Source organism: Sphingosinicella sp. YJ22 (assembly GCF_011320075.1).
In the GTDB taxonomy this organism is placed as follows: Bacteria; Pseudomonadota; Alphaproteobacteria; order Sphingomonadales; family Sphingomonadaceae; genus Allosphingosinicella.
In genome coordinates this window covers 14,436-40,211 of sequence record NZ_JAANPA010000007.1, presented here as the reverse complement: position 1 = coordinate 40,211, position 25,776 = coordinate 14,436, and the positions used below count along the sequence as shown (strand labels likewise).

At 68.3% G+C, this 25,776-nt stretch carries 26 protein-coding genes and 1 tRNA gene; 15 read left to right on the top strand and 12 right to left on the bottom strand.

Annotated features, from left to right (window positions below; translation table 11 throughout):
* Positions 1–107: 107 nt before the first annotated feature.
* From G7B71_RS04190 to G7B71_RS04170, 5 genes are all read right to left on the bottom strand, one after another.
* The gene (locus G7B71_RS04190) at positions 108–2,492 is read right to left on the bottom strand and encodes a TonB-dependent receptor (protein WP_243406093.1); all 2,385 of its coding nucleotides are present in this window, start codon (positions 2,490–2,492) and stop codon (positions 108–110) included.
* Complete coding sequence (locus G7B71_RS04185; protein ID WP_166038185.1) at positions 2,479–3,414, bottom strand: FecR domain-containing protein; 936 nt, start codon at positions 3,412–3,414, stop codon at positions 2,479–2,481. Before G7B71_RS04185 ends, G7B71_RS04190 begins: the two co-directional genes overlap by 14 nt.
* Positions 3,415–3,450: 36 nt before the next feature.
* Positions 3,451–3,936, bottom strand: a complete 486-nt coding sequence (locus G7B71_RS04180; protein ID WP_243406092.1) for a sigma-70 family RNA polymerase sigma factor — start codon at positions 3,934–3,936, stop codon at positions 3,451–3,453.
* 249 nt (positions 3,937–4,185) lie between these two features.
* On the bottom strand, positions 4,186–4,941 hold the full coding sequence (locus G7B71_RS04175; RefSeq protein ID WP_166038180.1) for a hypothetical protein: 756 nt from the start codon (positions 4,939–4,941) through the stop codon (positions 4,186–4,188).
* A 95-nt stretch (positions 4,942–5,036) separates the two neighbouring features.
* Positions 5,037–5,126, bottom strand: a tRNA-Ser gene (locus G7B71_RS04170).
* Between the two features lie 172 nt (positions 5,127–5,298).
* Between G7B71_RS04170 and hspQ the strand changes: the two genes are divergently transcribed.
* The 4 genes from hspQ (at position 5,299) to G7B71_RS04150 (ending at position 7,381) form a co-directional block, all read left to right on the top strand.
* Positions 5,299–5,661 carry a heat shock protein HspQ gene (hspQ, locus tag G7B71_RS04165; protein WP_166038177.1) on the top strand — a complete coding sequence of 121 codons (363 nt, stop codon included), beginning with the start codon at positions 5,299–5,301 and terminating at the stop codon, positions 5,659–5,661.
* A 122-nt stretch (positions 5,662–5,783) separates the two neighbouring features.
* Positions 5,784–6,341: a 50S ribosomal protein L21 gene (rplU, locus tag G7B71_RS04160; RefSeq protein ID WP_166038175.1), complete on the top strand. Its 558-nt coding sequence runs from the start codon at positions 5,784–5,786 to the stop codon at positions 6,339–6,341.
* A gap of 36 nt (positions 6,342–6,377) precedes the next feature.
* Positions 6,378–6,647: a 50S ribosomal protein L27 gene (rpmA, locus tag G7B71_RS04155; RefSeq protein ID WP_166038173.1), complete on the top strand. Its 270-nt coding sequence runs from the start codon at positions 6,378–6,380 to the stop codon at positions 6,645–6,647.
* A 173-nt stretch (positions 6,648–6,820) separates the two neighbouring features.
* Positions 6,821–7,381, top strand: coding sequence for a GNAT family N-acetyltransferase (locus tag G7B71_RS04150; RefSeq protein ID WP_166038171.1), 561 nt, complete (start codon positions 6,821–6,823; stop codon positions 7,379–7,381).
* A 171-nt stretch (positions 7,382–7,552) separates the two neighbouring features.
* Here G7B71_RS04150 and G7B71_RS04145 read toward each other — a convergent pair whose 3' ends face one another.
* The gene (locus G7B71_RS04145; RefSeq protein ID WP_166038169.1) at positions 7,553–8,398 is read right to left on the bottom strand and encodes a metal-dependent hydrolase; all 846 of its coding nucleotides are present in this window, start codon (positions 8,396–8,398) and stop codon (positions 7,553–7,555) included.
* 44 nt (positions 8,399–8,442) lie between these two features.
* Between G7B71_RS04145 and G7B71_RS04140 the strand changes: the two genes are divergently transcribed.
* The 3 genes from G7B71_RS04140 to G7B71_RS04130 are packed head-to-tail and all read left to right on the top strand — an operon-like array spanning position 8,443 to position 11,087.
* Entirely contained in the window at positions 8,443–9,054 is a 612-nt protein-coding gene (locus G7B71_RS04140) for a TetR family transcriptional regulator (protein WP_166038167.1), read from the top strand.
* Between the two features lie 58 nt (positions 9,055–9,112).
* Positions 9,113–10,159 (top strand): GTPase ObgE, encoded by a 1,047-nt coding sequence (gene obgE / locus G7B71_RS04135; RefSeq protein ID WP_166038165.1) that lies wholly within the window; start codon positions 9,113–9,115, stop codon positions 10,157–10,159.
* Position 10,160: 1 nt separating this feature from the next.
* Positions 10,161–11,087, top strand: coding sequence for an NAD-dependent epimerase/dehydratase family protein (locus G7B71_RS04130; protein ID WP_243406091.1), 927 nt, complete (start codon positions 10,161–10,163; stop codon positions 11,085–11,087).
* Here G7B71_RS04130 and G7B71_RS04125 read toward each other — a convergent pair.
* Positions 11,080–11,619, bottom strand: a complete 540-nt coding sequence (locus G7B71_RS04125; protein WP_166038161.1) for a Pycsar system effector family protein — start codon at positions 11,617–11,619, stop codon at positions 11,080–11,082. The genes G7B71_RS04130 and G7B71_RS04125 overlap by 8 nt on opposite strands.
* 104 nt (positions 11,620–11,723) lie before the next feature.
* Here G7B71_RS04125 and G7B71_RS04120 point away from each other — a divergent pair, with 104 nt between their 5' ends.
* From G7B71_RS04120 to G7B71_RS04110, 3 genes are all read left to right on the top strand, one after another.
* The gene (locus tag G7B71_RS04120) at positions 11,724–11,975 is read left to right on the top strand and encodes an acyl carrier protein (protein WP_166038159.1); all 252 of its coding nucleotides are present in this window, start codon (positions 11,724–11,726) and stop codon (positions 11,973–11,975) included.
* Positions 11,972–13,234, top strand: a complete 1,263-nt coding sequence (locus G7B71_RS04115) for an aminotransferase class I/II-fold pyridoxal phosphate-dependent enzyme (RefSeq protein ID WP_166038157.1) — start codon at positions 11,972–11,974, stop codon at positions 13,232–13,234. Before G7B71_RS04120 ends, G7B71_RS04115 begins: the two co-directional genes overlap by 4 nt.
* A gap of 144 nt (positions 13,235–13,378) precedes the next feature.
* Positions 13,379–15,376, top strand: a complete 1,998-nt coding sequence (locus tag G7B71_RS04110; protein ID WP_166038156.1) for an ATP-binding protein — start codon at positions 13,379–13,381, stop codon at positions 15,374–15,376.
* 4 nt (positions 15,377–15,380) lie between these two features.
* Here the strand turns inward: G7B71_RS04110 and G7B71_RS04105 are convergent, their stop codons facing one another.
* Positions 15,381–16,337: a diacylglycerol kinase family protein gene (locus G7B71_RS04105; protein WP_166038155.1), complete on the bottom strand. Its 957-nt coding sequence runs from the start codon at positions 16,335–16,337 to the stop codon at positions 15,381–15,383.
* A gap of 161 nt (positions 16,338–16,498) precedes the next feature.
* Between G7B71_RS04105 and lptF the strand changes: the two genes are divergently transcribed.
* The 4 genes from lptF (at position 16,499) to G7B71_RS04085 (ending at position 20,976) form a co-directional block, all read left to right on the top strand.
* Positions 16,499–17,719 (top strand): LPS export ABC transporter permease LptF, encoded by a 1,221-nt coding sequence (gene lptF, locus G7B71_RS04100; RefSeq protein WP_166038153.1) that lies wholly within the window; start codon positions 16,499–16,501, stop codon positions 17,717–17,719.
* Entirely contained in the window at positions 17,719–18,813 is a 1,095-nt protein-coding gene (gene lptG / locus G7B71_RS04095; protein ID WP_166038272.1) for an LPS export ABC transporter permease LptG, read from the top strand. The genes lptF and lptG overlap by 1 nt, the downstream gene beginning before the upstream one ends.
* A 187-nt stretch (positions 18,814–19,000) precedes the next feature.
* Positions 19,001–19,735: a sterol desaturase family protein gene (locus tag G7B71_RS04090; protein ID WP_166038270.1), complete on the top strand. Its 735-nt coding sequence runs from the start codon at positions 19,001–19,003 to the stop codon at positions 19,733–19,735.
* A 110-nt stretch (positions 19,736–19,845) separates the two neighbouring features.
* On the top strand, positions 19,846–20,976 hold the full coding sequence (locus tag G7B71_RS04085) for an N-acetyltransferase (protein WP_166038151.1): 1,131 nt from the start codon (positions 19,846–19,848) through the stop codon (positions 20,974–20,976).
* Here G7B71_RS04085 and xth read toward each other — a convergent pair.
* On the bottom strand, positions 20,973–21,761 hold the full coding sequence (xth, locus tag G7B71_RS04080) for an exodeoxyribonuclease III (protein WP_166038149.1): 789 nt from the start codon (positions 21,759–21,761) through the stop codon (positions 20,973–20,975). The genes G7B71_RS04085 and xth overlap by 4 nt on opposite strands.
* A 74-nt stretch (positions 21,762–21,835) precedes the next feature.
* Here xth and msrA point away from each other — a divergent pair, with 74 nt between their 5' ends.
* On the top strand, positions 21,836–22,378 hold the full coding sequence (gene msrA / locus G7B71_RS04075; protein WP_166038147.1) for a peptide-methionine (S)-S-oxide reductase MsrA: 543 nt from the start codon (positions 21,836–21,838) through the stop codon (positions 22,376–22,378).
* A gap of 148 nt (positions 22,379–22,526) precedes the next feature.
* Here the strand turns inward: msrA and G7B71_RS04070 are convergent, their stop codons facing one another.
* From G7B71_RS04070 to G7B71_RS04060, 3 genes are read right to left on the bottom strand one after another with little or no spacing between them, the layout of a single operon-like run.
* On the bottom strand, positions 22,527–23,501 hold the full coding sequence (locus G7B71_RS04070; RefSeq protein ID WP_166038144.1) for a glycerophosphodiester phosphodiesterase: 975 nt from the start codon (positions 23,499–23,501) through the stop codon (positions 22,527–22,529).
* A gap of 38 nt (positions 23,502–23,539) precedes the next feature.
* Entirely contained in the window at positions 23,540–24,781 is a 1,242-nt protein-coding gene (locus G7B71_RS04065; protein WP_166038142.1) for a threonine synthase, read from the bottom strand.
* On the bottom strand, positions 24,778–25,728 hold the full coding sequence (locus G7B71_RS04060) for an L-threonylcarbamoyladenylate synthase (protein ID WP_243406090.1): 951 nt from the start codon (positions 25,726–25,728) through the stop codon (positions 24,778–24,780). Before G7B71_RS04060 ends, G7B71_RS04065 begins: the two co-directional genes overlap by 4 nt.
* Positions 25,729–25,776 lie beyond the last annotated feature (48 nt).

The following is a 25,776-nucleotide window of genomic DNA, read 5'->3' as shown; positions in this document are numbered from 1 at the left end:
TCGATGTCTTCCCTTGTGAGATTGCCGCTGCGCCGGGGGTGGCGCGGGCCTTCTGCACGGGATGACGCCGCGGGCCGCACCGACCCGCACCGGCCGAAACGAAAAAGCTAGAAAGCGGTCTGCCAGCCGAGGCGGACGGTGAGCGGGCGCATCGGCGTCACCTGGGGATTGTCGACCAGGGTGAAGGGCGACCCGAAGGCGAAGCGGTTGCCGGCCTGGTCGAGCAGGTTGGTGACGGTGAGCGTGAACGCCTGGTCGCCGCGCTCGACGCGGGCGCCGAGGCCGATGTCGAGCCAGCCGCCCTGCTCGACTCCGAGGATCGGGCCGATGCCGAGGCGCGAATGACCGACATAGCGGGCGTGGGAGGTCAGCACGAGCTCGGTGCCCACGCCGATTGCGGTGCGGTAGTCGGCGGCAATGCGCGCGCTCAGGTCGGCGACGTTGGGCAGCGCCGCGTCGGCGGTGATGTCGATGTTGGGGTTGGGGTTGGTCACCTCGCTGTCGTTGGCGACCGCGGCGACCTCCAGGTTGAGACCGGGCAGCGGCCGCCAGCCGACGCGGAAGTCGAGCGTGACGATGTGGCCGTTGCCGATATTGGCCGTGGTCGGGAAGCCGTCTAGGCCGATCGTGTCGGCCTGGATGTCGTTCCAATTGGTGTAGGCGAGCGACAGCGCCGCGCTCACCGGAGCGCTGCGCGCGCCGTAGCGGAGGCCGCCTTCGAAGGCGGACACCGTGTCGTTGCGGAAGCGACGGATGAAGTCGCCGGCGACCGAAAGGCCGCCCGGCCGGAAGCTTTCCTCATAGCGCGCGAACAGGAGGAGATCGCGCCGCGGCGTCCAGGCAACCGACAGCGACGGCAGGAAGGCGGTCTCGTTGCGGCTCGCCTGCGGCCCGAACAGGGGCTGCAGCACGCTCAAGGCGAGGCCGAGCGATTCCCCCGACAAACTGGAATGGGTGAGGCGTCCGCCGGCGGTCAGGGTGACATCGGACAGCGGCGTGACGCTGACCTGGCCGAAGCCCGCTGCCTCGAGGATCCGGTTGGCGACCCCGGGCATCGCCTCCGGCGCGTCGACCGGGCCGGCGAAGCGGTGCTGCTCGGCGTCGTTGCTGATCAGGCTGGCGCCGACCAGCCAGGCGAGGCCCGGCGCCGCGCCGCCCGACAGGCGGCTCTCGGCGCTGAGCAGGGTGACCCGCGTGTCCTGCTCGAACAGTTGCGGGTCCATGCCGAGGCGGGTCGCGTCGTAGCGTTCGAACAGGCGCTGGTTCACATAGCCGAGCGCGGTGACGAAGCGGGTGTCGCCCCAGTCCTTCGCGACGACCAGGTCGGCGAGGAGATAGTCGCTCCGGAACGGCTGCTCGATCGCGCTTCGGCGGGTGAGCGGCGGCGCGTCGCGATCGGCGAACTGGCCGTCGTCGCCGCTGATCTGCTGGCCGGTCGCGCTGACGTCGACCGTCCAGGCGTCGGGGCTGACGAGGCGGAGGCCGAGCCGGCCGCCCACCGCGGTGACCCGGTTGACGTCGTCGCGGAGGCGCAGCGTGTCGTCGATATAGCCGCCTTCGGTGACCGCGTAGCCGGTGACCCGAAGCGCCAGCCGGTCGGCGGCGATCGGCAGGTTGAGAGTCCCCGCCGCGTCGGCGCCAGGCTCGCCGCGGAGGGTCGCCGACGCGCCGACCGAGGCCGAGCCCTCGAACCCTTCGACTCGCGGGCTGTTGGGCAACACGCGGATGATGCCGCCGAGCGAGCCGGCGCCGTAGAGCGTGCCCTGCGGGCCCTGAAGCACCTCGATCCGGTCGATGTCGTAGAGCCTGAGGTCGGGGTCGGGCGCGTTGTAATTGACCCGAGTCTCGCCGAGATACTGGCCGACCGTCGCCTGGGTCGGGCCATTGAAGCTGGAATCGGCGAGGCCGCGGATGAACAGCTTGTTGCGGCCCGGGCCGAGATGGGTCGAGCCGACCTCAGGCAGGCGCGCAACGAGGGCGTCACTGCCGTGAAGCCCCGACTGCAGCGCCAGGTCGTCGCCTCGGACGATCTCGGCCGAGCCCGGATAGGAAGCGAGCCGAACCGGCAGGCGCGCGCCGGTGACGATGAGGTCCTCCCCTTCCCCGACCAGCGGCTCGGCGAAGTCCTGCTGAACCGGGTGGCTGCCAACGGCCGGCATCGGCGCCCGCTGCGCCCAGCGCGGCTGCGGCATGGGCCGGCGCACGATCCGGAACGTCGTCCGGTCATATTGGAGATAGCGGCCGTCGCTGTCCCGGAGCAGCAAGGCGAGCGCCTGGCCGACCGAGTAGCGGCCGCGCACCGGCGCGACCCGCCGCGCCGCAAGCGCGGGATCGGTGATTCCGATGCTGACTCCCGCCTGGCGGCCGAGCGCGACCACGGCATCGCCGAGGCGGCCGCCCGGCAGATCGAGCTGCTGCGGCCCCTGCGCCATGGCGGCGGGGGCGGCGAACAACAAGCAGGCGAAGAAAAGCAGGGGTCTAAGGCGTCTCACTGGCTCCCGCCATCAATGTCCACCCCCCGTTGGACGGACGGGCGTTGACCCCCATCAACTGCGCGGCCCGTTGGATCGTTTCGGGGCCATCGTCAACCCTGATCACGCCGGTAAAGGGCCGCTGAGCGACGTCCGGCTCGGCGCGGACCGGCACTCCGAGATTGCGCGCGAGGTCGCCCGCGACGGTGCCGATCGTGGTCGCCGCGTAGATCAGTCGGCCGTCACGCCAGCCGGTGATCGCCTCGGGTGAACGCTGCGCGACCTCGGGCGCCGCGTCGGAATGGCGGCTCAGCGCCATGCCCGCGCGGAGCGTCACCGCGGCTCGGCCCGGATTGTATTCGACCACCCCTTCGGCGACCGCCACGTCGAGCATCTCGCCGTCGCGAAGCACGTTGAACACGGTGCCCATGTCGCGCAGCAGAACGTCGCCGGTGCGCACCTCGAACGGGTCGGCGTCATTGTGGACGACGGTGAACAAAGCCTCGCCGCGCTCGAGCGTCGCGACCCGCGGGTCGCCGCGGTCGAGCAGGATCCGGCTGTTGCCGTTGAGATCGACCCGGCTGCCGTCGGCGAGCTCGACGCTCCGCCGCTCGCCCGCCGCGGTCTCGACGGCATAGGTGCCCTGGGTCTGCAGAGTGCCCAGAGCGATGATCCCCGCCAGCGCGGCGGCGATCCCGGTGCCGAGGAAGAAGCGGCGGTTGAACGGGCGAGCGCCCGGCCGCGGCTTCGGCACGGCGCGTTCGGGACGCGCCAGCCCCCCCCATTCCAGCTCCGCGAGCGCCGCTTCGTCATAGGCGGCGGCATGGGCGGGGTCCGCCTCGAGCCAGTCCGTGAAGGCTGCCCAGTCGTCGGCGCCGGCGTCGCGCAGGCGGATCACCCAGCCGATCGCTTCCGCTTCGATATCGTCCCGCCTGTCCGTCATACGCGCCACCTCAAGGACAAGACGCCGCCGCCGCGATCAATCCGCATCGAACCGCCTCCTCAATTTGACGAGGGCGCGATAGGCCTTCTGGAGATGCTTCTGGACGGCGCTCAGGCTGATCCCGAGCTCGTCGGCGATCTCGCGCTGGCTCGCGCCCTCGACCCGGTAGCGGCGGAAGACATGATCGGTGCGCTCGCCGAGCGCCTTGAGCGCCGCTTCGACCGCCATGAGCTGCTCGCGCGCGATCAGCACCCGCTCGCCCGACGGCGAGTCCGACACGCCGATCTCGGGCCCGCCGGTCGCCTCGGTCCAGTCCTGGTCGCGGCGCTCGCGGCGAAGCGCGCCGCGGCGGCGGTCGAGCATCAGATTGTTGGCGACCCGGTAGAGATAGGCGAGCGGATCGGCGATCGGGCCCGCCGCGCCGACCGACGCCTTCAGCCACAATTCCTGAAGCACGTCCTCGGCAGCATCGCCGGCGCCGCGCGCCCGCAGGAAGCGCAGCAGCGTCGCCCGATTCTGCATGAAAACGGCCTCAAGGCCGCCGCCCGCCATCTGCGCCTCTTGTGTCCTGCGAGGAGCGCCCGCCTGCCCCCGCAAGGCCGGCCACTCGGAAGGCCGTTCACTAGGCAATGGCGCCTGCCTTTGTCCATCCGCTCCGGCCAAATGCGGATCGGCGCAGCCGGCGGCGTCCCAGCATCGGGCCCTTGCACCCCCCGATCAGCAAGGGCCCACCCCTCCTTCAGAGGGGCGGGGAGACTGGGATCCACCAATCTAACCGGCCACTCCAGACCCTTTGTCGTCGACGGTTGGGGGCGGCTTAAAGACGCCGTTGGAGATGTACCTTGAGAGAGTCATCGTATGGTCTTCGATGGGTTGATAGCTGCGGAACCTCAACGCAGTCGCTTGGCGCAGCGCCTCCAAACTGTGCGGGGTCACGTCGAATGACGCCGTTTCACCATTTACCGTCGAGGACACCGAGCGATCCGCCATCATTTGATTGATGTAGATGTTCGTACCGGGCCACCGGTGCCGCGCCCACTTATCTGGATGATCGAAAAGCTTGCCGGCGTGAGCAACGGCATGGCGCGCAGCATCATGCCCTGGGAACGCGGTGCGGAAAAGCCTCGTCGCCTCCTTCAAAGGCGTGCGATCCTGCAAAGGCGCCAGTGTTGGGCACTTACTGAGTTGCGCGCAGATTACCTGCCAGGTTTCGGCGTAGTTGCCGATTGTGAGTGCGGCGACGCGAGCGGTAAGCATCTTCCACTCGACGAACTTTCGGTTCTGTTCCGCGGAGCTAACCCATTCTAGCGAATCGGAAGCCATAGCGGCGCGGTGCGGCGCCCGCTGCTCATCGAGGTAGGTTATCAGCGACACTGCCTGCTCGAAATGCCCCACCAGCGTTCCCAGCGTAAACAGGTTGTGACCGAGCAGCGCCGCGTGGGACCTCTCTGGCTCTTCGAGAACGAGATGGATGACCCGTGGAGGGAACAACGGATCGAAATTCCGCCGAACGTCACCGAAGGACACGCCCGTGCTCCTTAAATGCCTGTGTCGTCGAAATTATGCCAACTGCGACATTAGTCACAATTGGGCTCAGCAAGAACTGCAGAAATATTGGAAAATGGCGGAGAGGGAGGGATTCGAACCCTCGGAACGCTTGCGCGCTCAACGGTTTTCGAGACCGCCCCGTTCGACCACTCCGGCACCTCTCCGCGAGGGCTCATTGCGGCTCCCTTGAGGTGGAAGCCGGGCCGAATGAGCGGCGCGCTCTAAAGCAAGGAAATCGGCTTGCCAAGCCTGTCCTAAACGAAGTCGAAGGGCATCTCTCGATCGCTTGGGCGCAGCTTCCTTGTTCGCGCCGCCGCACGGGCCTAGATTAAGCGCATGACCGAACATGACGACACCAACCCCAAGCCGCCGAGCGTCGCCCATGCGCGCTTCGCGATCGGCGACGTGGTGAAGCATCGCCTGTTCGACTTCCGCGGCGTCGTGTTCGACGTCGACCCGGTCTTCGCCAACAGCGAGGAATGGTATCAGTCGATCCCGGAGGACGCGCGTCCGCCCAAGGACCAGCCTTACTACCACCTCCTCGCCGAGAATGCCGATTCCAGCTACATCGCTTATGTCAGCCAGCAGAATCTGGAGGCCGACGGCGACTCGGCGCCGGTCGAGCATCCGGCGATCGCGGGCATGTTCGACGGCCGCGACGGCGCCCGCTACCGCCTCAAGCGGCAATTGCGCCACTAAGGGCCCCGAAACCGGCCACTAGCCGGTTGACACAAAAGGGTCCCCCATCTACCTGCGCTGCTTTCCCGCGCTGGGCCCGTCCTGCGCGGGCAAGCTATTTTGACCTCAAGTGGAAAGAGCCCATGTTCGCAGTCGTGCGCACGGGCGGCAAGCAATATCGCGTCGCCGCCGGAGACAAGATCGCCGTTGAGAAAATCGCCGGCGAAGCTGGCGACACCGTGACGCTGGACGACGTGCTGCTCGCCGGCGAAGGCGCCGACGTGAAGGCCGGCAACGTCACCGTGTCGGCCGAGATCATCGCCCAGGCCAAGGGCGAGAAGGTCATCGTCTTCAAGAAGCGCCGCCGCCACAACTACCGGCGCAAGAAGGGCCACCGCCAGCAGTACACGATCCTTCGCATCACTGCGATCGGCGACCAGAAGGCCGAGAAGAAGGCCGCTCCGAAGAAGGCCGCCAAGGCCGACGCTCCGGTCGCTCAGGACGCGCCGCTGAAGGTCGAGGGCGCCGAGGGTCAGATCGACACGCCGGCCAAGGCCAAGGCGAAGAAGGAAACCGCCAAGACGGAGGCCAAGCCGGCCGAGCCCGCGAAGAAGGCCGCGACCGCCGCCAAGGCGGATGCGCCGAAGAAGGCATCGACGAAGAAGGCCGCGCCTGCTAAGGGCGCCGCCAAAGGCGAATAACCAAGCCTCAAGATCTAACGAGTAGAGCTCAGAGTCATGGCACATAAGAAAGCAGGCGGTTCCTCACGCAACGGTCGCGACAGCGCCGGCCGCCGTCTCGGCGTGAAGAAGTTCGGCGGCGAGAACGTCATCGCCGGCAACATCCTCGTGCGCCAGCGCGGGACCAAATTCTATGCTGGTGAGAATGTCGGCATGGGCAAGGACCATACCCTGTTCGCGCTTACCGACGGCACCGTTGCGTTCCGCGCGGGCCGTCTTGGGCGCAAGTTTATCTGCGTGCAGTCGATGGCCGTGGCCGCAGAATAGGAACAGTCGAGAAAGGGCTGTTCCCGGAAGGGGCAGCCCCGAAGGGTCCGGAAAACCGGACCAGATGAGGGAGAGGGGCAGCCCCCTCTCCCTTTCTTTTTTCTCCCTCATCGAAATGTCGCCGGACCGTCACCCAGTTCGGGCACGGGCGGCGGCGGAAGGGAGGAAGAACCATGTTCGCCAGGACCGAAAGACTGTTGCTCCGGCCCGCCTGGGCCGAGGACGCCCCCGCTTTGTTCGGCGCGATCGCCGACGAAGGGATCGTCCGCAACCTCGCAAGCGCCCCGTGGCCCTACCTTCCCGAGCATGCCGAGGCGTTCGTCATGCGCGACCGCGATCCGACGCGGCCGGCCTCGCTCATCTTCCTGCGCACCGAAGGCGCCCCGCTTCTGGCCGGAGCGATCGGAATCCACGACACGCCGGAGGGCGAGGTCGAGCTCGGCTACTGGATCGCCCGCCCTTATTGGAACCGGGGCTTCGCGACCGAGGCCGGCCGCGCGGTGATCGGCTTCGCCTGCAACAGCCTGCGGCTGCGGCGGCTGGTCGCCGGCCATTTCATCGACAACCCGGCGTCGCGCCGGGTGCTTCGCAAGCTCGGCTTCAGGCCGGCGGGCGCGGTCCGCTCCCGCTTCAGCGCCGGCCGCGGCGCCGAGGCCGAATGCGCCCAGCTTGAGCTGGAACTTGCGGCCAAGGTACCCGACATGCCGCTCCCGGCCTGCATGATGGCGGCCTGATTCCCCCTCTCCCCGGCGGGGAGAGGATACGAAGCCTTGGCGAGCGAAGCGAGCCTAGACGGAGTTGGTGAGGGGGTTCGGGGTTCGAGGATAGTCGCGGAATCTGAGCCCCCTCACCCAACCCTCTCCCCACAGGGGAGAGGGCTTGAGAGCCCACCGAATGCGCGAAACTCAGGCCAGCGCCGGCTGGGCGGAAAGCTGCTGCTCGGCGCGCGCGATCAGCGTGCGGTCGTCGTGATTCCACGGGTGGAAGCCGGGCCTGAAGAAGCCAGCCCACGCACCGAGTATCTTGCGCATCATGCCGGGCCGAACGAAGGCGAACCACAGCATGCGCCGCCATGCCTGGAAGCCGGTGATGCCGTCCTGGCGAAGCAGTTCGCGAACGCCCATCGAACGGTCGACGAGGAAGTTGCGGGTCACGAGAAGCATCACCTTGGCCTTGACCTTCCAGCGCTTGAAGCGCGGCCAGTCCTTGGTCGCGTGACGCCAGGTGTCGTAGGCGACGCCCTTATGCTCGATCTCCTCGATCGCGTGCCAGCGCCACAGGGCCGCCGCTTCGGGATCGGCGTCCTTGAGGTGGCGCGGATCGCGAAGCAGCTCATGGGCGAGGATCGCGGTGAAATGCTCGAGGCACATGGTCGCAGCGAGGCTGACGATCGGGTGCTTCGACTTCACGATGTCGAGGCGCCAGATCACCCGCTGCTCGAGCCTCGTAAGGTCGTAGCCCGCGTCGACCGCCTTCTTGTTGAAGGCGACATGCTCGCGGCTGTGCATCACCTCCTGGGTGGTGAAGGCGCGGATCTCCTGGGCGAGCTTGTCGGGGGCGCCGTCGCGGAACGCGCGAACGCTCTCGACGAAGAAGGCCTCGCCCTTGGGGAAGGTCGCCGACAGCGCGTTGTAGAAGGCGGTGGCGACGGGATCGTTCGCCACCCACCAGCGATTGGCGGCAAGCCCGCGGCCGAAGCGGCGGTCGCGCGGGGTGATGGTGAGGTCGGCGGGTGTCGCGAAGCGATTCATCAGGCTATCTCCGTGACGATAGGCAATGAAAGATACTTACATTCATGTCAATAGCGCGTGAGAGACTGTCGCCCGCCGAGAGCCGGGCTGCCGCGCTGGAGGCGGCGCGGCGCCTGCTCATCGAGCAGGGCCCGCAAGCGGTGACCCTGAAGGCGGTCGCGGCCGAGATCGGCAAGACCCACGCCAATCTCCTCCATCATTTCGGCTCGGCCGCGGGCCTTCAGGCCGAGCTCGTCCGAACCATGGCCGAGCAGGTCACCCGCGCCATCGCCGACACGGTCGAGCGCGCCCGCCACGGCGAGGCCGACCCCCGCGAGATCGTCGACCGCACCTTCGACGCCTTCGGCAAGCAGGGCGCCGGGGCGCTGGCCGCCTGGATGATCCTGTCCGGCAACCGCGACGCGCTGAACCCGATCCTCGAATCGATCCGCGCGCTCGTGAACCAGCTCACCGTCTCCCACGAGGAGCATCACGTTCCCGAGAGCACCTTGTGGCTCGTCCTCGCAGCGCTCGGCGATTCGCTGCTCGGCGGCTCGATCGCGGAGGCCCTCGGCCTGCCGCGCGACGCCGCCCGCGACCTTGCCTCCAGGACTCTCAGAGCGCAGATCGCCGCCCACCATCCCGAAGCGCAGCGCGGCAAGGGAGCCAGGCCATGAGCCGGGCGCGGGTCTGACCGCCCTTCCCTCTCCGGTCGCGACTCCCTAAGTCGCGGCGATGCACTTTCTCGACCAGGCGAAGATCTTCATCCGCTCCGGCGCCGGCGGCCCCGGCGCGGTCAGCTTCCGCCGCGAAAAATTCATCGAATTCGGCGGCCCCGACGGCGGCGACGGCGGCAAGGGCGGCGATGTCGTCTTCGAGGCCGTCGAGGGCCTGAACACCCTCATCGACTTCCGCTACACCCAGCATTTCCGCGCCCCGCGCGGCAAGGGCGGCGCCGGCTCGAACCGCACCGGCGCCGGCGGCGACGACCTCGTCATCAAGGTCCCCGTCGGCACCCAGGTCCTGTCCGAGGACAAGGAACATGTCCTCGCCGACTTCACCGAGGTCGGCCAGCGCATCGTCCTTCTCAAGGGAGGCGACGGCGGCCGCGGCAACGCCAGCTACAAGACCTCGACCAACCGCGCCCCGCGCCAGCACGGCACCGGCTGGCCGAGCGAGGAGATGTGGGTGTGGCTTCGCCTCAAGCTGCTCGCCGACGCCGGCCTCGTCGGCCTTCCCAATGCCGGCAAGTCGACCTTCCTCAACGCGGTCAGCAACGCCAAGGCCAAGGTCGGCGACTATCCGTTCACCACGCTCCAGCCCAAGCTCGGCATGGTCCGCCACAAGGGCGTCGACTTCGTCCTCGCCGATATTCCGGGCCTGATCGAGGGCGCGGCTGAAGGCGCTGGCATCGGCGACCGCTTCCTCGGCCATGTCGAGCGGACGCGGGTTCTGCTCCACCTCGTCGACGCCAATGTCGATGACGTCGCCACCGCCTACCGAACCGTCACCGACGAGCTGGCGGCCTATGGCGCCGGAGTCGAGGACAAGCCCCAGGTCGTGGTGCTCAACAAGATCGACACGATCGACGACGAGCTCGCCGACGCCCTCGCCGCCGAGCTCGAGGCGGAAGCCGGCCAGAAGGTGCTGCGCGTGTCCGGCGCGACCGGCGCGGGAGTCGACGCGGTGCTCGATGCTCTCATCCAGCATATCGGCACCCTCGACCGCGCCGCGATCGAGGACGACGAGGAGGAGCCGGCTTCGGACTGGTCCCCGCTCTGACGTGAAACGGCGTTCCCTTCCGACCCTCGCGGTCACCGGCGGCACCGGCTTCGTCGGCGGCCACCTGATCCGCCTCGCCCGCGAGCGCGGCCATCCGGTGCGCGCGCTGACCCGAGCCTGGCGGCCGCCCGAGGATGGCGTCGAATGGGTCGAGGGCACGCTCGACCGCCCCGACACGCTCCACCGCCTGTGCGAAGAGGCCGACGCCGTCGTCCACATCGCCGGGATGATCAACGGCCCGAGCCGCGACGCGTTCGAGCAGGTCAATGCCGGCGGCACCGCGGCGATGGTCGATGCGGCGCGGGCCGCCGGCGTGCGCCGCTTCATCCACGTCTCGTCGCTGTCGGCGCGCGAGCCGGCGCTGTCCGATTATGGCTGGTCCAAGGCCAAGTCGGAGCGGATCGTCGCCGCCTCCGGCCTCGACTGGACCGTGATCCGCCCGCCCGCCGTCTATGGCCCGGGCGACCGCGAGACGTTCGAGCTGTTCAAGATGGCGCGCCGCGGAATCGTCGCGCTGCCGCCGCGCGGGCGCTTCTCGGTCATCCATGTCGAGGACCTGTGCCGGCTGATCCTCGACGTCATCCCCGCCGAGGACAGCTGGTCCGAGACCTACGAGCCCGACGACGGCACCGCCGAGGGCTGGGCCCACCGCCATTTCGCCCGCACCCTGGGGCGGGTGTTCGGCAGGCGCGCCGCAACCCTGTCGATGCCGCGCGCCCTGCTCCACGGCGCCGCCGGCATCGACCGGCTCGTCCGCCGCTCGCGGGCCAAGCTGACTCGCGACCGGGTGCGCTATTTCTGCCATCCCGACTGGGTCGCCGCCGCCGAGCGCCGTCCGCCCGCGTCTTTATGGGCCCCGCAAGTGCGCACGCCCACCGGCCTGCGCGAGACCGCCGACTGGTACCGCGCCGAGGGCTGGCTCAAATAAGCGTCGGCAGCTCGACGAAGAAACCGACGATGAAGGCGAGGAAGCTGAGGCACAGCCCGACCAGGAAGGTGCGATAGGCATGTCCCAGCAGCCGGTACTTCTTGCGCGCAAGCACGACCCCGTTCTGGTAGAGATCGCGAAGCATGATCGTGAGGAAGCCCTCCTCCGACCTCAGTTCCGTCATCACCCGCTCGAGGAACTCTTCCTCGCTCAACTGCTCGAACGAGCCGAAGAACAGGACGTTGAGCCGGCCGCCGGTCCTGAACCGGGTCGCCGGCATCACCGCCAGGATCGACAGCACCGCCGAGAAGAAGGCGCCGACCCCGAGGATCAGCAGCGGCAGCGGCTCGGCCGAGTCGCTCGCCTGGCCCAGCGCGATGGTGAACACCAGGAAGGTCGCGGCGAGCAGCATGTTGGCCTTCTGGTCGGCCATCTGCGACAGGGTGACGTGGATCTGCTGCGCGGTGCGAACCGCATGCACGGAATTGGGCGGAAACACCTTGGGCTCCGCCGCTCCAGCATCGTCGGCCATATCGCTCTCCCCCTCCGTTCGCGGCCCCCGGCTTCGCCGCCGCACTGCCGCGCTTCAGCCCTAATCGCTTGGCAGGGCGCCCCCAACGCACCTAAAGGGCAGCCATGACAGACCGGGACCAGACCTTCGACAAGGTCGCAGAGCTGATTGCGCCGTTCAACAAGAAGAATGCCGCGCTCACCGACACCACCACCTTCGCGGGCGATCTCGAGTGGGACAGCCTCGTCGTGATGGATTTCGTCGCCTCGGTCGAGGACGAGTTCGACATCCTCATCACCATGAACATGCAGGCGGAGATCGAGACGGTCGGCCAGCTGGTCGACGCGATCGAGGCGCTGCGGAACTCCGAGCAATGACCGAAGCGGGCATCGACAGCCTGGACCCCGCCGCGGCGCCCGCGCCCGAAGGCCATGGCCGCGACCTCTTCTCTAAGTTCGACCCGCTGATCGCCCAGCGCGAGGGACTGCTCGCGACCGGGCTCAAGGACCCGTTCGGGCTGGTCATGGAAAAGGTGCTGTCGCCGACCCGGGCGATCTGCAACGGCAAGGAGACGATTCTCCTCGGCACCTACAATTACATGGGCATGACGTTCGACGCGGACGTCATCGCCGCCGGCAAGAAGGCGCTCGACGAGTTCGGCTCGGGCACCACTGGAAGCCGGGTACTCAACGGCACCTATCAGGGCCACAAGGAGTGCGAGGACGCGCTCAAGGACTTCTATGGCATGGACCATGCCATGGTGTTCTCGACCGGCTACCAGGCCAATCTCGGAATCATCTCCACCATTGCCGGCAAGGGCGACTATGTCGTCCTCGACATCGACAGCCACGCGTCGATCTATGACGGCTGCAAGATGGGCGATGCGGAGATCGTCGCCTTCCGCCACAATGACGTGTCCGCGCTCGAGAAGCGCCTCGCCCGAATTCCCGCCGACGCCGGCAAGCTGGTCGTGCTCGAAGGCGTCTATTCGATGCTCGGCGACGTCGCGCCGCTGAAGGAAATGGTCGCCGTCTCCAAGGCCGCCGGCGCCATGGTGCTGGTCGACGAGGCCCATTCGATGGGCTTCATCGGCGAGAATGGCCGCGGAGTCGTCGAGGCGCAGGGCGTGCTCGACGATGTCGACTTCGTCATCGGCACCTTCTCCAAGAGCGTCGGAACGGTAGGCGGCTTCTGCGTCTCCAACCATCCCAAATTCGAGATCCTTCGGCTCGTCTGCCGCCCCTATGTCTTCACCGCCTCGCTTCCGCCGAGCGTCGTGGCCACCGCCGCGACGTCGATCCGCAAGCTCATGCACGGCTCGGACAAGCGCGCCCATCTGTGGGAGAATTCCAAGCGCCTCCACGGCGGCCTCAAGGCGCTCGGCTTCCAGCTCGGCACCGACGAGCCGCAATCGGCGATCATCGCGGTGATCATGCCCGATCTCGAGAAGGGCGCCGCGATGTGGGAGGCGCTGCTGACCGAGGGTCTCTACGTCAATCTCGCCCGCCCGCCGGCGACTCCCGCCAACATGACCCTTCTGCGCTGCTCGCTCTGCGCCGAGCATAGCGCGGCGGAAGTCGGCGAGATCCTGGCGATGTTCGAGCGCGCGGGCAAAGCCACCGGCGTGATCGGCTGAGGCCGATAGCGGTCGCGAGGCCGGTGACATCACCTGGCGGCCCGGCAACCGCGGCCACAAGCTCCGCCAATGGGACGTAACGACACCGTAGCAACCGCCGATATGCTTTAAATGCCGGCAACCTTCCTCTAATAGGTGGGCCGGATGGCGGAGGAGACCAGCACCGGCGCGTTGGACGTCTCGGAGCCGGCCGCGTGGCAGGGCCGGTGGGCCAGCGCCGTTGCGCTGGTCGGCGCGATCATCCTCATCGGCCTGCTCGGCCTCGTCACCCTCACCAACCGCAACCGCGAGGCGGCGCTCGAGCTCGAGCGCAACGTCTATGAGACGATGCATCTCGTCCGTGCGGTCGACGGCTCGATCGCGCGCGCCGAGGCGGCGCTCGGCCGCTTCGCGCTCGACGAGGATTTGGAGACCTCCGGCACCTCTTATTACCAGGAATGGCGCCGCGCCGCCTTCCACATCGGCCGTTTGCGCAGTCTCGTCCGCAACGATGAAGAACAGCTCGAACGGGTGACCCTGCTCCGCCAGCTGTTCAACCGCCGCGGCGAGGAGCTCGGCAGGGCCGCCACCGCCGCAAGCCGCCAGCAAGGCACCGCGGCGCTCGGCCTGTTCTATTCCGCGGCGGGCTCCGACACGCTCACCCAGCTCCAGGCCCAACTGGACGCGATCGAGGATGCGGCGCGCCAGACCCTGAACGAGCGGGTGCGTGCGAGCCAGGCGGCCTCGGACAGCGCCGACCGCTTCATGATGTGGCTGGGCTGGGTCGCGGTCGCGATCAGCCTGCTCGCCATCGCCCTGTCCTATTGGGCCTACAAGGCCTTCGCCGAGGGGCGCATCGCGCGGTCCCAGGCGGACCTGGAGGCGGAGCGCTCGGCGGAGCTCGAACGCGCCGTCCAGGCCCGGACCCGCGAGCTGAGCACGGCCAACGAGCGGCTCCAGGACGAGATGAGCGAGCGCGCCGCCGCCGAGGAGAAATTGCGCCAGGTCCAGAAGATGGAGGCGGTCGGCCAGCTCACCGGCGGCATCGCTCATGACTTCAACAACATGCTCGCGGTGGTCGTCGGCGGCCTCGACCTCGCCAAGCGCCGGATGAGGACCTCGCCGCGCGAGGCCGAGGACCATATCGACAGCGCCCTGGAAGGCGCGACCCGCGCCTCCGCGCTGACCCGCCGCCTGCTCACCTTCGCCCGCGCCGAGCCGCTGCTGCCCGAGGCGATCGCGCCGTCCACCCTGGTCCAGAACATGCTCGAGCTGATCGACCGCACGATCGGCGAGCGAATCCGGGTCCACACCAGCTTCCCCGACGAGCCCTGGCACGTCTGGGCCGACCAGAACGGGCTCGAGAACGCCATCCTCAACCTGTGCGTCAACGCGCGCGACGCGATGGCGGAGACCGGCGACCTCACCATCGCCGTCGCCAACGCGACTCTGGGCGACGGCGAGGTCGGCGCGCTCGACGCCGGCGAATATGTCCGGGTGACGGTCGCCGACACCGGTCGAGGCATCGCGCCCGAGCATATGGAGCGCGTGTTCGAGCCGTTCTTCACCACCAAGCCGGTCGGCAAGGGCACCGGCCTCGGCCTCAGCCAGATCTTTGGCTTCGCCCGCCAGTCCGGCGGCGACATCGTCCTTGAGTCCGAGGTCGGCCGCGGCACCAGCGTGTCGATCTACCTGCCCCACGCGGTGGGCGTCACGGCGGCCGCCGAGACCCCGCGCCACGGGTTCGGCCAGGCCGAGGAGATCCGGCCGGCGCTGCACAGCGGCCGAATCCTCGTCGTCGAGGACGACCCGCGGGTGAGCCGTTCGACGGTGAGCGCGCTTCAGGAGCTGGGCCATCGCCCCCATGCCGTGCCGGGCGGCGCCGAAGCGCTCCGTATCCTCGAGGAGGAAGGCGGCTTCGATCTCGTCATCACCGACGTCGTTATGCCCAACATGACCGGCGTCGAGCTCGCCCGCGAGGTCGGCCGGACCTATCCCGGCCTCGGCATCCTGTTCGTCACCGGCTATGTCGGCGAAGCGGGAACCCTGGACGAGCTCGGCGGGCGGCCGGTGCTGCGCAAGCCCTTCACCGTCGCCCAGCTCGCCGCCGCAGTCGAATCCGCGATGACCCGCCGCGAAGGCTACGACGCCGCCGCGGAATAGGGGGTCAAGCCGCCGCGAGGCTGAGGAAGGGGAGCGCCGGGGTGGTGCGAAGCACGATCGGCTCGCCGGCGCGGGCGCGGAACAGCGCTCCGTCCAGGATCACGCCCGAGCCCTCGCCCTCGATGCTGAGCTCGGCGCCGCGGCCGAGATGGACGCCGCCGCCGCCGCGCGCGCCGAGCCGGCCGCGCATCGCGTCGACGGCGGTGCGAAGCATCGGCCGCCACCGCCGCTCGACCGCCATCACCTTGAGCGCGCCGTCCGCTGGATTGCGCGAGGCGAGCATGCGCTCCAGCGTGGTCACCATCAGCAGCTGGAAGCTGCCCTCCAGGCGCCGGTCGTTCTGCATGGTGAGGCGCACCGGCGCCGGCCGCACCGGCTGCAGCCGGCCGGGCAGCGGCACCAGCGACAGCAGGGCCGCGCAGCCGGTCAGGAAATGGCAAAGGCGGCTCGGCAGGCCCAGCGGATAGAGCCGCTCGCGGCAGTAGAGCATCGCCTCGGCGAGCCCGCCTGCGCCGGCGAACATGCCGAACACCGGCTGGTTCGAGCGGCCGGCGCTCAAAGCGATCAGCTCGCGGCGGACGACATGGGGCGCAAGGTCTCCGCTCGCAATCTCGACGATGCGCGTCAGAACCGCGATCGGGTCGCCCTCGGCGCCGAGGTCGCGGGCGATGAGGTTGGTGCGCCCGATCGGCAGCACCGCGATCGGCGGCATCCCGCCCTCGAAGGCCTCGCCGCTGACCAGGCCGGCGAGCACCGCCTGGACCGCCCGCTCGCCGCCATTGACCACCAGCACCTTGGGCCGAACCCGCGCGATCACGCGAAGCGCGGCCTCGATCTGGCCGAGATCGTCGACCTCATAATGGAAGATCCCGCCGCTCGCTGCGCAATAAGCGCGCACTCCGGCGAGCAGCGCCTGGCTTCCGGCCGACCGGCCATTCGAGAGCAGCGCGACGTCAGCCATTCCCGGCCTCCGATCGCGACGATTTCGACATGACCACATGACTCCAGGCAGTTATAGCCGGGCGGAATTGCCGGCGGGGCGCGCATAGTGCGCCATCTCACTTCCGGCTCATGCGGGCGGCTTGGGGCCGAAATGGGGCCGAGGAGCGACGGATTTAGGGTGTGCTGAAGAAGATCGACTTCTACATCGCCCGCAAGGTGTTCGTGCCGCTCGTCGCCACTTTGGTGCTGGCGGCGATGCTTCTGCTGCTCGAAAAGATGCTGCGCCTGTTCGACTTCGTGGTCAGCGAGGGCGGCCCGGTCAGCATCGTGTGGCAGATGCTCGCCAACCTCATCCCCGAATATATGGGCCTCGGCATCCCGCTCGGGCTGATGATGGGCATATTGCTCGCCTTCCGGAACATGGCGCTGTCGTCGGAGCTCGACGCGCTTCGCTCGGTCGGCCTCGGCTACGGCCGCCTTCTGCGCGTGCCCTACCTGTTCTGCGCCGCCTTGATGGCGACCAACTTCGCCATCGTCGGCTACGTCCAGCCTTTGTCCGAATTCGCCTATCAGAGGCTCGAGTTCGATCTTCGCTCCGGTGCTCTCGGCGCCTCGATCCGGGTCGGCGAGTTCACCCCGCTCGGCGACAACATGACCCTTCGAGTCGAGGACAGCGAGGACAATGGCCGGGTCCTGCACGGCGTGTTCGTCCGGGTCGACGACAGCGAGGGGCGGCGCATCGCCGTCACCGCCGACCGCGGCACCTTCCTCAAGAGCGACGAGGAGAACACGATCCTGCTGCGCGTCAGCAACGGCCGGCTCGTCCAGGACGAGCCCGGCTTCCAGGTGCCGCGCGTGCTGAGCTTCGCCAGCTACGACTTCCCGGTGAACCTGCCGGCGATCGAGGCCTTCCGTCAGCGCGGCATCGGCGAGGAGGAGCTCAATCTGGGCGAGCTTCTCAAGGTCATCGACAATGACCGGACGAGCGAGGTCTACCGCGACCGCGTGTCCGCCAACTTCCATTTCCGGCTGGCCGAGGTGCTGATCATGGTACTTCTGCCGCTGATGGCGGTGGCGCTGGCGGTGCCGCCCAAGCGCAGCACCTCCGGCCTCGGCATTTTCGTGGCGATCGTGTTCGTCGTCGCGGTCCACAAGCTGTTCCAATATGGCGAGCGCACAAGCGCGATCGGCCTGGTCAGCCCGTGGATCTCGATCTGGCTGCCCTTTACCCTGGTCGCCGCGCTGATCCTGTGGATGTACTGGACTCTGGCCCACAAGCCGGGCGGCCAGCCGATCGGCGCGCTCGAGCGCGCCTTCTCCAGGCTCGGCAAGCTCATCGCGCGGATGCTCGGCCACGAGCGCCGCAAGCGCAAGCGGCTGCAGGCGATCCCGGCCGCATGATCAACATTCACTTCTTCCCGTCCCGGCCGATCGCCTGGTACCTCGCGAAGACCTTCCTGGTGCGCGCCATCGCGGTGCTGGCATCGCTGGTCTTCCTGCTGATGATCCTCGACCTGCTCGGCGAATCCGGCCGGATCCTCGCCCAGCCGGGCAATGGCGAGGAGCAATTGTGGCGCTACGTGTCGCTGCGCATCCCGCAGCTGATCCAGCAATTCGCGCCGTTCGCGATCCTGCTCGGAACGCTCATCACCTTCGCGTCGATGAACCAGCATAGCGAGATCATCGCGATGAAGGCGGCGGGGATATCGGCGCACCAGATCATCGCGCCGCTGATGTTGACCAGCCTGGTCTTTGCCGGCTTCCTGTTCGTGTTCAACGAGCGCTTCGCGACCCGCGCCACCGCCGCACTCAACGCCTGGGAGGATGTCGGCTACGGCGCCGTGCCGCCCGAGAGCGGCACCAAGACCAATGTGTGGATTCGCGCCGGCGACGATCTCATCTTCGCCCGCCAGGTGATGGGCGGCGGCCGCGACACGCGCTTGTCGGGCGTGCGCATCTACGATCGCGAGGGCACCACCCTGGTCGCCACCACCGAGGCCGAGAGCGGCCGCTACGCCCGTCCCGGCTGGGAACTCAGCAATGTCCGCCGCTTCGACGTCAACAGCGGCGTCGTCAGCCGCGTGCCGAGCCTGAAGATCGGCGACGACATCCTGCCCATCCAGTTCACCCTCGCCTCGGTCGACCCCGACGAGCAGGATTTCTGGATGCTCAGGCGCTCGATCGACGAACTGGAGCGCGCCGGCCGCTCGATCCGCTCCGCCGAGGCCAATTGGTGGCACAAGATCTCCGGCCCGCTGTCGGGCGTGCTGATGCCGCTCCTCGCCGCCATCGCCGCGTTCGGCCTCGCCCGCTCGGGCCAGCTGTTCATGCGCGCGGTGGTCGGGATGGGGCTCGGCTTCTCCTATTTCGTCGCCGATAATTTCGCGCTCGCGCTCGGCAATTTCGGCGCCTATCCGCCGTTCCTCGCCGCCTGGGGGCCGTTCTTCCTGTTCCTGCTGATCGGCGAGACGGTTCTGGTCCGCACCGAGGAATAGCGGCGCGCGGCCGTTCAGCCGCCCGAAAACCGCCTTATTGCAAATCTATCTGCCCGCCTCATATTCCGAGGTCCGCGCGCCACGGGGCTCGTCCCCGGCGCTCGAGGACCCAAGAGGATCTAAAGACGTGAAAACCGCACAGACCCTTCGCCCGTCCTTCTGGAGGCGTGAGCATCATCTCGACAAGATGACGTTCCGCGAGCTGGTCGTCGCCTATTTCCAGTATCCGGCGATCATCGCCTATCTTCTGCTCGCCGCGGTCTCGATCGGCGTGTTCGCGGCCTATCCGGCGCCGGTCGCGCCGACCGTGGTCGCCGTCGCGGTCGCCAGCCTCATTTACCCGCTCGCCTGGTACGTGCTTCACCGCTGGGTGTTGCACAGCCGCTGGATGTGGAAGCACAAGCTGCTCGCGCCGACCTGGAAGCGCATCCATTACGATCACCACCAGGACCCGAACCATCTCGAGGTGCTGTTCGGAGCGCTCTACACGACTCTGCCGACCATCGCCCTGTTCGTGATCCCGATCGGCTATGCGATCGGCCTGCCGTGGGGCCAGGAAGCGGCGATCGGCGCCGCCGCCGCCGCTTTCGCGACCGGCCTGCTCACAACCGCCTTCTACGAGTTCGTCCACTGCATCCAGCACCTCGCCTACAAGCCGCGCAACAAGCTGCTGGCGGAAATGAAGAAGCGGCACATGGCGCACCATTTCCACGACGAGGACGGCAATTTCGGGATCACCAGCTTCTTCTGGGACAAGCTGTTCGGCACCTTCTACGACCGCGCCCGCGGCGACCGGCCGAACAAGAGCCCGACCGTGTTCAACCTCGGCTACACCGACGAGGTCGCGAAGCAATATCCCTATGTGGCGCAGCTCTCCGGCGGCGTCGCCACGGGGCACCCGCGGCAGCGCGGGCGCGACTGAGCTCCCGACGCACCAGCCTGAACTTGTCGAGGCCCCGCCCTTCCCCTAGCCGAGCGCCAGGGAAGGCGGGGCCTTCTTTTTGAGCCCTTGAGCGGGAGGATTGGAGCTTAATGGTCACCGTCACCCCCGTGCGCACCAAGGCGGAGAAGAACGCCTTCGTCGAACTTCAGTATCGGCTGAACCGCGACGACCCGAACTGGGTGCCGCCGCTCCGCGACGAGGTGAACGGGCTGATCACTCCGGGCAAGAATCCTTGGTTCGAGCATGCCGAGGCCGAGCTGTTCCTGGCCCGCCGCGACGGCCGCGTGGTCGGGCGGATCTCGGCGCAGGTCGACGCACTGGTGCTCGAGCATATGGGCGCCGGCACCGGCCAGTGGGGCATGTTCGAGGCCGAGGATGCGGAGACCGCGCAGGCGCTGATCGCCGCCGCCGAGGGCTGGCTCAAGGCCAAGGGCATGACCCGCTCGCTCGGCCCCTTCTCGCTCGGCATCTGGGACGAGCCCGGGCTTCTCGTGAAGGGCCAGGACCACCCGCCGATGGTGATGATGGGCCATAATCTCGCCGCCTATGAGGACTGGGTCGAGGCCGCCGGCTATAAGGGGGTCAAGGACCTCTACACCTACGACCTCGACGTCACGAATGACTTCCCGCCGCTCATCCAGCGCATCGTCGCGAGCGGCCAGAAGAACCCGCGCATCCGCGTGCGCAACGTCGACAAGAGCCGGTTCGACGAGGAAGCGGCCCTGATCCTGTCGATCCTCAACGACGCGTGGGGCGACAATTGGGGCTTCATCCCGCTGACCGACAGCGAGATCGCCTTCGCCGGCGAGAAGCTGAAGCCATTGGTGTTCGAGGACATGATCCGGATCGCCGAATATGACGGCGAGCCGGTCGCGTTCATGATGTCGCTGCCCAACATCAACCGCGTCCTGAAGGGGCTGGACGGCAAGCTGTTCCCGTTCGGCTGGGCGAAGATCCTGTGGTGGCTGAAACGCGGCAAGTTCGGCGAGGCGCGGGTGCCGCTGATGGGCGTGGTGAAGAGGCTTCAGGCGAGCCGAATCGCCTCGCAGCTCGCCTTCATGCTGATCGGCACGATCCGGGCGGAGGCTGGGCCCAAATACGCCATCAGCCGCGGCGAGGTCGGCTGGATCCTCGACGACAATCAGGGAATGGTCGCGATCGCCGATGCGATCGAGGCAAAGATCAACCGCGTCTATCGGGTTTACGAAAAGGCGCTCTAGGCCTCGGGCTCGTCCAGCTCGACCCAGGTCGGCGCGTGGTCGCTGGCCTTCTCGCGGCCGCGATAATCCTTGTCGACGCCGGCATCGAGGAAGCGGTCGGCGGCGGTCGGCGACAGCAGCAGATGGTCGATGCGGAAGCCCGCGTCGCGGCGCCAGGCACCGGCCTGATAGTCCCAGAAGGTGTAGACCGGCCCCTCCGGAAAGCGGGTGCGGATCGCGTCGGTCCAGCCCTGGTTGAGGATCGTCCGGAACGCGGCCTGGCTCTCCGGCTGCATCAGGGCGTCATTGGCCATGGCGCGGCGCGAGAAGACGTCGTCATGGGTGCTGGTGGGGATGACGTTATAGTCGCCGGCGAGGACGACCGGCTTCTCCTCGGCGAGCAATTCGGCGGCATGGGCGCGCAGCCGCTCGAGCCAGCGCAACTTGTAGTCGAACTTCTCGGTGCCGATCGGATTGCCGTTGGGCAGGTAGATGGACGCGACGATGACTCCGTCGACTTCGGCCTCGGCATAGCGGCTCTGCACGTCCTCCGGGTCGCCGGGGAGGCCGATGCGGCGCTCGACGATATTGTCGCGGCGGGTGAGCACGGCGACTCCGTTGAACCCCTTCTGGCCGTGCCACACCGCCTTGTAGCCGGCCGCCTGGATCTCCGCGTCGGGCAGGGTCTCCTGAGCGCACTTCAGTTCCTGCAGGCAGACCACGTCTGGCTTCTGCTCGGAGAGATATTCGAGCAGTCGCTCCATGCGCGCCCGGATGCCGTTGAGGTTGTAGCTGACGATCCGCATGGGGACCCGACTAGCGGCTTCCATTCGCGGCTTCACGCCCTATTTCGCTGTCTCACAGCAGCGAAGGAGACGGCATGGCACAGGAACAGGCGACACTGGCGGGCGGCTGCTTCTGGTGCACCGAGGCCGTGTTCAACGACGTGATCGGAGTCACCAAGGTCGAGAGCGGCTATACCGGCGGCCATATCGCCAGCCCGACCTACAAGCAGGTGTGCGAGGGCGACACCGGCCATGCCGAGGCGATCCGGGTCACCTTCGACACCGACCAGATCAGCTACGACGACATTCTCGACATCTTCTTCGCGACCCACGACCCGACCCAGCTCAACGGCCAGGGCAACGACATCGGCACGCAGTACCGCTCGGCCCTCTTCCCCAACGACGCCGGGCAGGAAGTAGCGGCGCGGCGCGGCATCGAGCGGGCACAGGCGGACCGCGCCGAACCGATCGTCACCACCATCGAGCCACAGGGCGAATGGTATCCGGCCGAGGATTATCACCAGGATTATTGGTCGGGCGAAGGCCAGCGGAACCCCTATTGCCTGGCGGTGATCCCGCCGAAGATCCAGAAGCTCAGGAAGAGCTTCCAGAACCGGGTGAAGAAGGCCGAAGCTTAGGCCTCAGTTCCTCCCTGTCGCCGAAGGCGATGGGGAGGGGGACCGCCGAAGGCGGTGGAGGGGCGAGGCGCCGGGCGCGAACAGCCCCTCCACCACTCGCTTCGCGAGCGGTCCCCCGCCCCATGAAGCTTCGCTCCACAGGGAGGGTTTAGTCGCGTGCGGCGACCGCCTGTTCGGGAAAGTCACTGAACACCGCGTCGACGCCGAGATCGTAGAATTGACGATACTCCGCGCCAGAATCGCCGTGGGCGCGGAGGTCCTCGCCCCGGCGCAGATCTGCGGGCAGGAAGAAATTCTCGCTTCGGAAGGTCCAGGGAAAGACGAGCAGGCCGGCGGCGTGGGCATCGGCGACAAGGCTCGTCGGCGGTAGGCTGGCGCCGTCGGCCCCGCGCGGAACGATCAGCGCCTTGGCCGGGCCGACCGCGTCGGCATAAAGCGCGATGTCGGCCAGGCCTGACGGCGTGACCATCTCGGCATAGCCGATCGGAGCGCAGTCGGGCGGGCCGCCGGTCTCGGCGAGGAGCTGGACGAGGCGCACGTCGGTCTGGCCGCGCAGCCGGCGAAGGATGCCCGGCTCGAAACATTCGATGAAGAAGGGATCGTCGCGGCCGAGCCCGGCGATCAGCGGCAGCAGCGCCCGGTCGATCGGCAATCCGATGCCGTCGAAATAAGCGGCGTGCTTGAGCTCCGCGACGATGCCGATCGGGCGACCGCGCACCCTGCTTTCCTCGCGAACGAGGGCGATGATCTCCTCGAGCGTAACCAAGCCGAAGCGGCCGCCATAGGCGGCGCTGGCAGGGCGAAGCTCGGGAAGGCGTTCGCGGGCCCGCAGACTGCGCAACTGGGCGAGCGTGAAGTCCTCGGTGAACCAGCCGGTGAGCTGGCGGCCGTCGACCATCTTCGTGGCGCGGCGGTCGGCGAATTCAGGGTGATCGGCGACGTCGGTGGTGCCGGAAATCTCATTCTCGTGGCGGGCGACGAGGATTCCGTCGCGTGTCATGATCAGGTCGGGTTCGATATAATCGGCGCCCTGCTCGATGCCGAGACGATAGGCTTCCAGCGTATGCTCCGGCCGCAAACCGCTGGCGCCGCGATGGGCGATGACGGCGGGCCGGCGGGTCATGCCGCCCTAAGCCCTCTCCCCGGCGGGGAGAGGGAGCGTTACAGCGCCGCATGGTCGATCGGCCCCGCTTTGGCGAGCCGCCGGGAACGGTCGGGCATCGGATATTTGAGGCCGGTGGCGCAATTGAACAGGACGACGTGGTCGTCGCGCGAGATCAGGCCCCGCTCCAAGGCCTGCGCCGCGGCCGCCAGCGTGGCGCCGCCTTCGGGGCACAGCAGCAGGCCGTCCTGACGCGCCGCCTCGTCGATGGCAGCGAGGATCGCCTCGTCCGGCACCGCGATGGCGAAGCCGCCGCTCTCGCGCACGGCGCGCAGGATGAGGAAGTCGCCGACCGCCTTGGGCACGCGGATCCCGGCGGCGACGGTGTGGGCGTCCTGCCAGCGCCCGGCATGCTCCTCACCCTCCTGCCACGCCTTCACCATCGGTGCGCAGCCCTCAGCCTGAACGGCGACCATGCGCGGCCGCTCCGGCCCGATCAGCCCCAGCGCCTCCAGCTCGGCGAACCCCTTCCACATGCCGATCAGGCCGGTGCCGCCGCCGGTCGGGTAGAAGATCACGTCGGGCACCCGCCAGCCGAGCTGCTCGGCCAGCTCCAGGCCCATCGTCTTCTTGCCCTCGATCCGATAGGGCTCCTTCAGCGTCGACAGGTCGAACCAGTGGCCCGCCTTGGCGCCCTCCCCGACGATCGCGCCGCATTCGTCGATCAGCCCATCGACACGATAGACCCGGGCGCCCTGCGCGGCGATCTCGCGCACGTTGATCTCGGGCGTGTCGTCGGGACACAGCACGATCGTCTCGATGCCGGCGCGGCTGCCATAGGCGGCGAGCGCGGCGCCGGCGTTGCCGTTGGTCGGCATGGCGATCTTCGCGACGCCCAGCTCCTTGGCCATCGACACCGCCATGGCGAGGCCGCGCGCCTTGAACGAGCCGGTCGGCAACCGTCCCTCGTCCTTGACCAGAAGCTCCTTGAGGCCGAGCCGCGCGCCGACCTTCGCCAAGCTGACGATCGGAGTCGCAGCCTCGCCGAGGCTGACCACGTCCGCCGCCCGCCGCACCGGCAGCAGCTCGCGCCACCGCCACATGTCGTTCGGGCGGTTCGCGAGCGCCTCGCGCGTCAGCGCCCCACGCACGCCGTCGAGATCGTAGCGCACGAGCAAGGGGCGCCCGGCGCTCGAAAGCCCGTGCAGGCGGTCCGCCGCGTAGCGCTCGCCGGTCATCGAGCATTCGAGATGGGTGACGAAGGTCACCCGCTCGGCGGTGAGATTGTCGTTCCAGTTCATGATTTCTCCGGTCGCGGCGCGGCGGCGCGGCGCAGGCGGTCGTTGATGGCGGCGCCGAGACCGTCCTCCGGGATCGGCGCGACGGCGATGCGCGCTGCGGGCTGGCGGTCGGCGTCGTGGAGCAGGTCGAACAAGGCGGCCGCGGCCTCGACCAGGTCCGCGCTCCGGCTCAGCGACACGTCGCCGGCAATGTCGCCGAAGCCGATCAGCCATTCGTCGGGCGCCGCCTCGGTGACGTTGAGGCGGAGCGGCTTGGCCGGGGCATAGTGGCTGGCGAGCTGTCCGGGGGCGACGATGCGCTCCGGAGTCGGGGCCGCGACCGCACCAAGCTCCTCCGCCGAAATCGGGCCGGGACGGAGCAGGCGGACCTCGCCGTCCGCGACCGCAACGATGGTCGATTCGAGGCCATGCGCGGTCTGGCCGCCGTCGAGAATGAGCGGAACGCGACCTTTGAGGCTGTCCAGCACATGCGCGGCGCGCGTCGGGCTGATCCGGCCGCTGGCATTGGCCGAGGGCGCCGCGAGCGGGCGCCCGGCGGCCGCGATCAGCGCCTGCATCGCCGGATGGGCGGAGGCGCGCAGCGCGACGGTCGTCAGGCCGGCGGTGACGATGGACGCGATCCCAGCCTCCTCGCGCAGCGGCAGCACCAGCGTCAGCGGCCCTGGCCAATATCTTTGCGCGAGCGCCCGTGCGGCGGGATCGAAGCGGGCGATGCGCTCGGCCTGATCGATCCCCGTCACGTGGACGATCAGCGGATTGAAGCTGGGTCGTCCCTTCGCCTCGTAGATCCGCGCCACCGCCTCGCCCGAGGTCGCGTCGGCGGCGAGGCCGTAGACCGTCTCGGTCGGCACCGCGACCGGCTGCCCCGCGCGGATCAGGCGGGCAGCTTCGGCAATGCCGGCGTCGTCGGCAGGGCGGACTTGAGTGGGCAGGTCTGGCGCGGGCACCCCGCCGCGCTATAGCTGCCGTCGTACCAGCGCAACCACAGCCGGAGA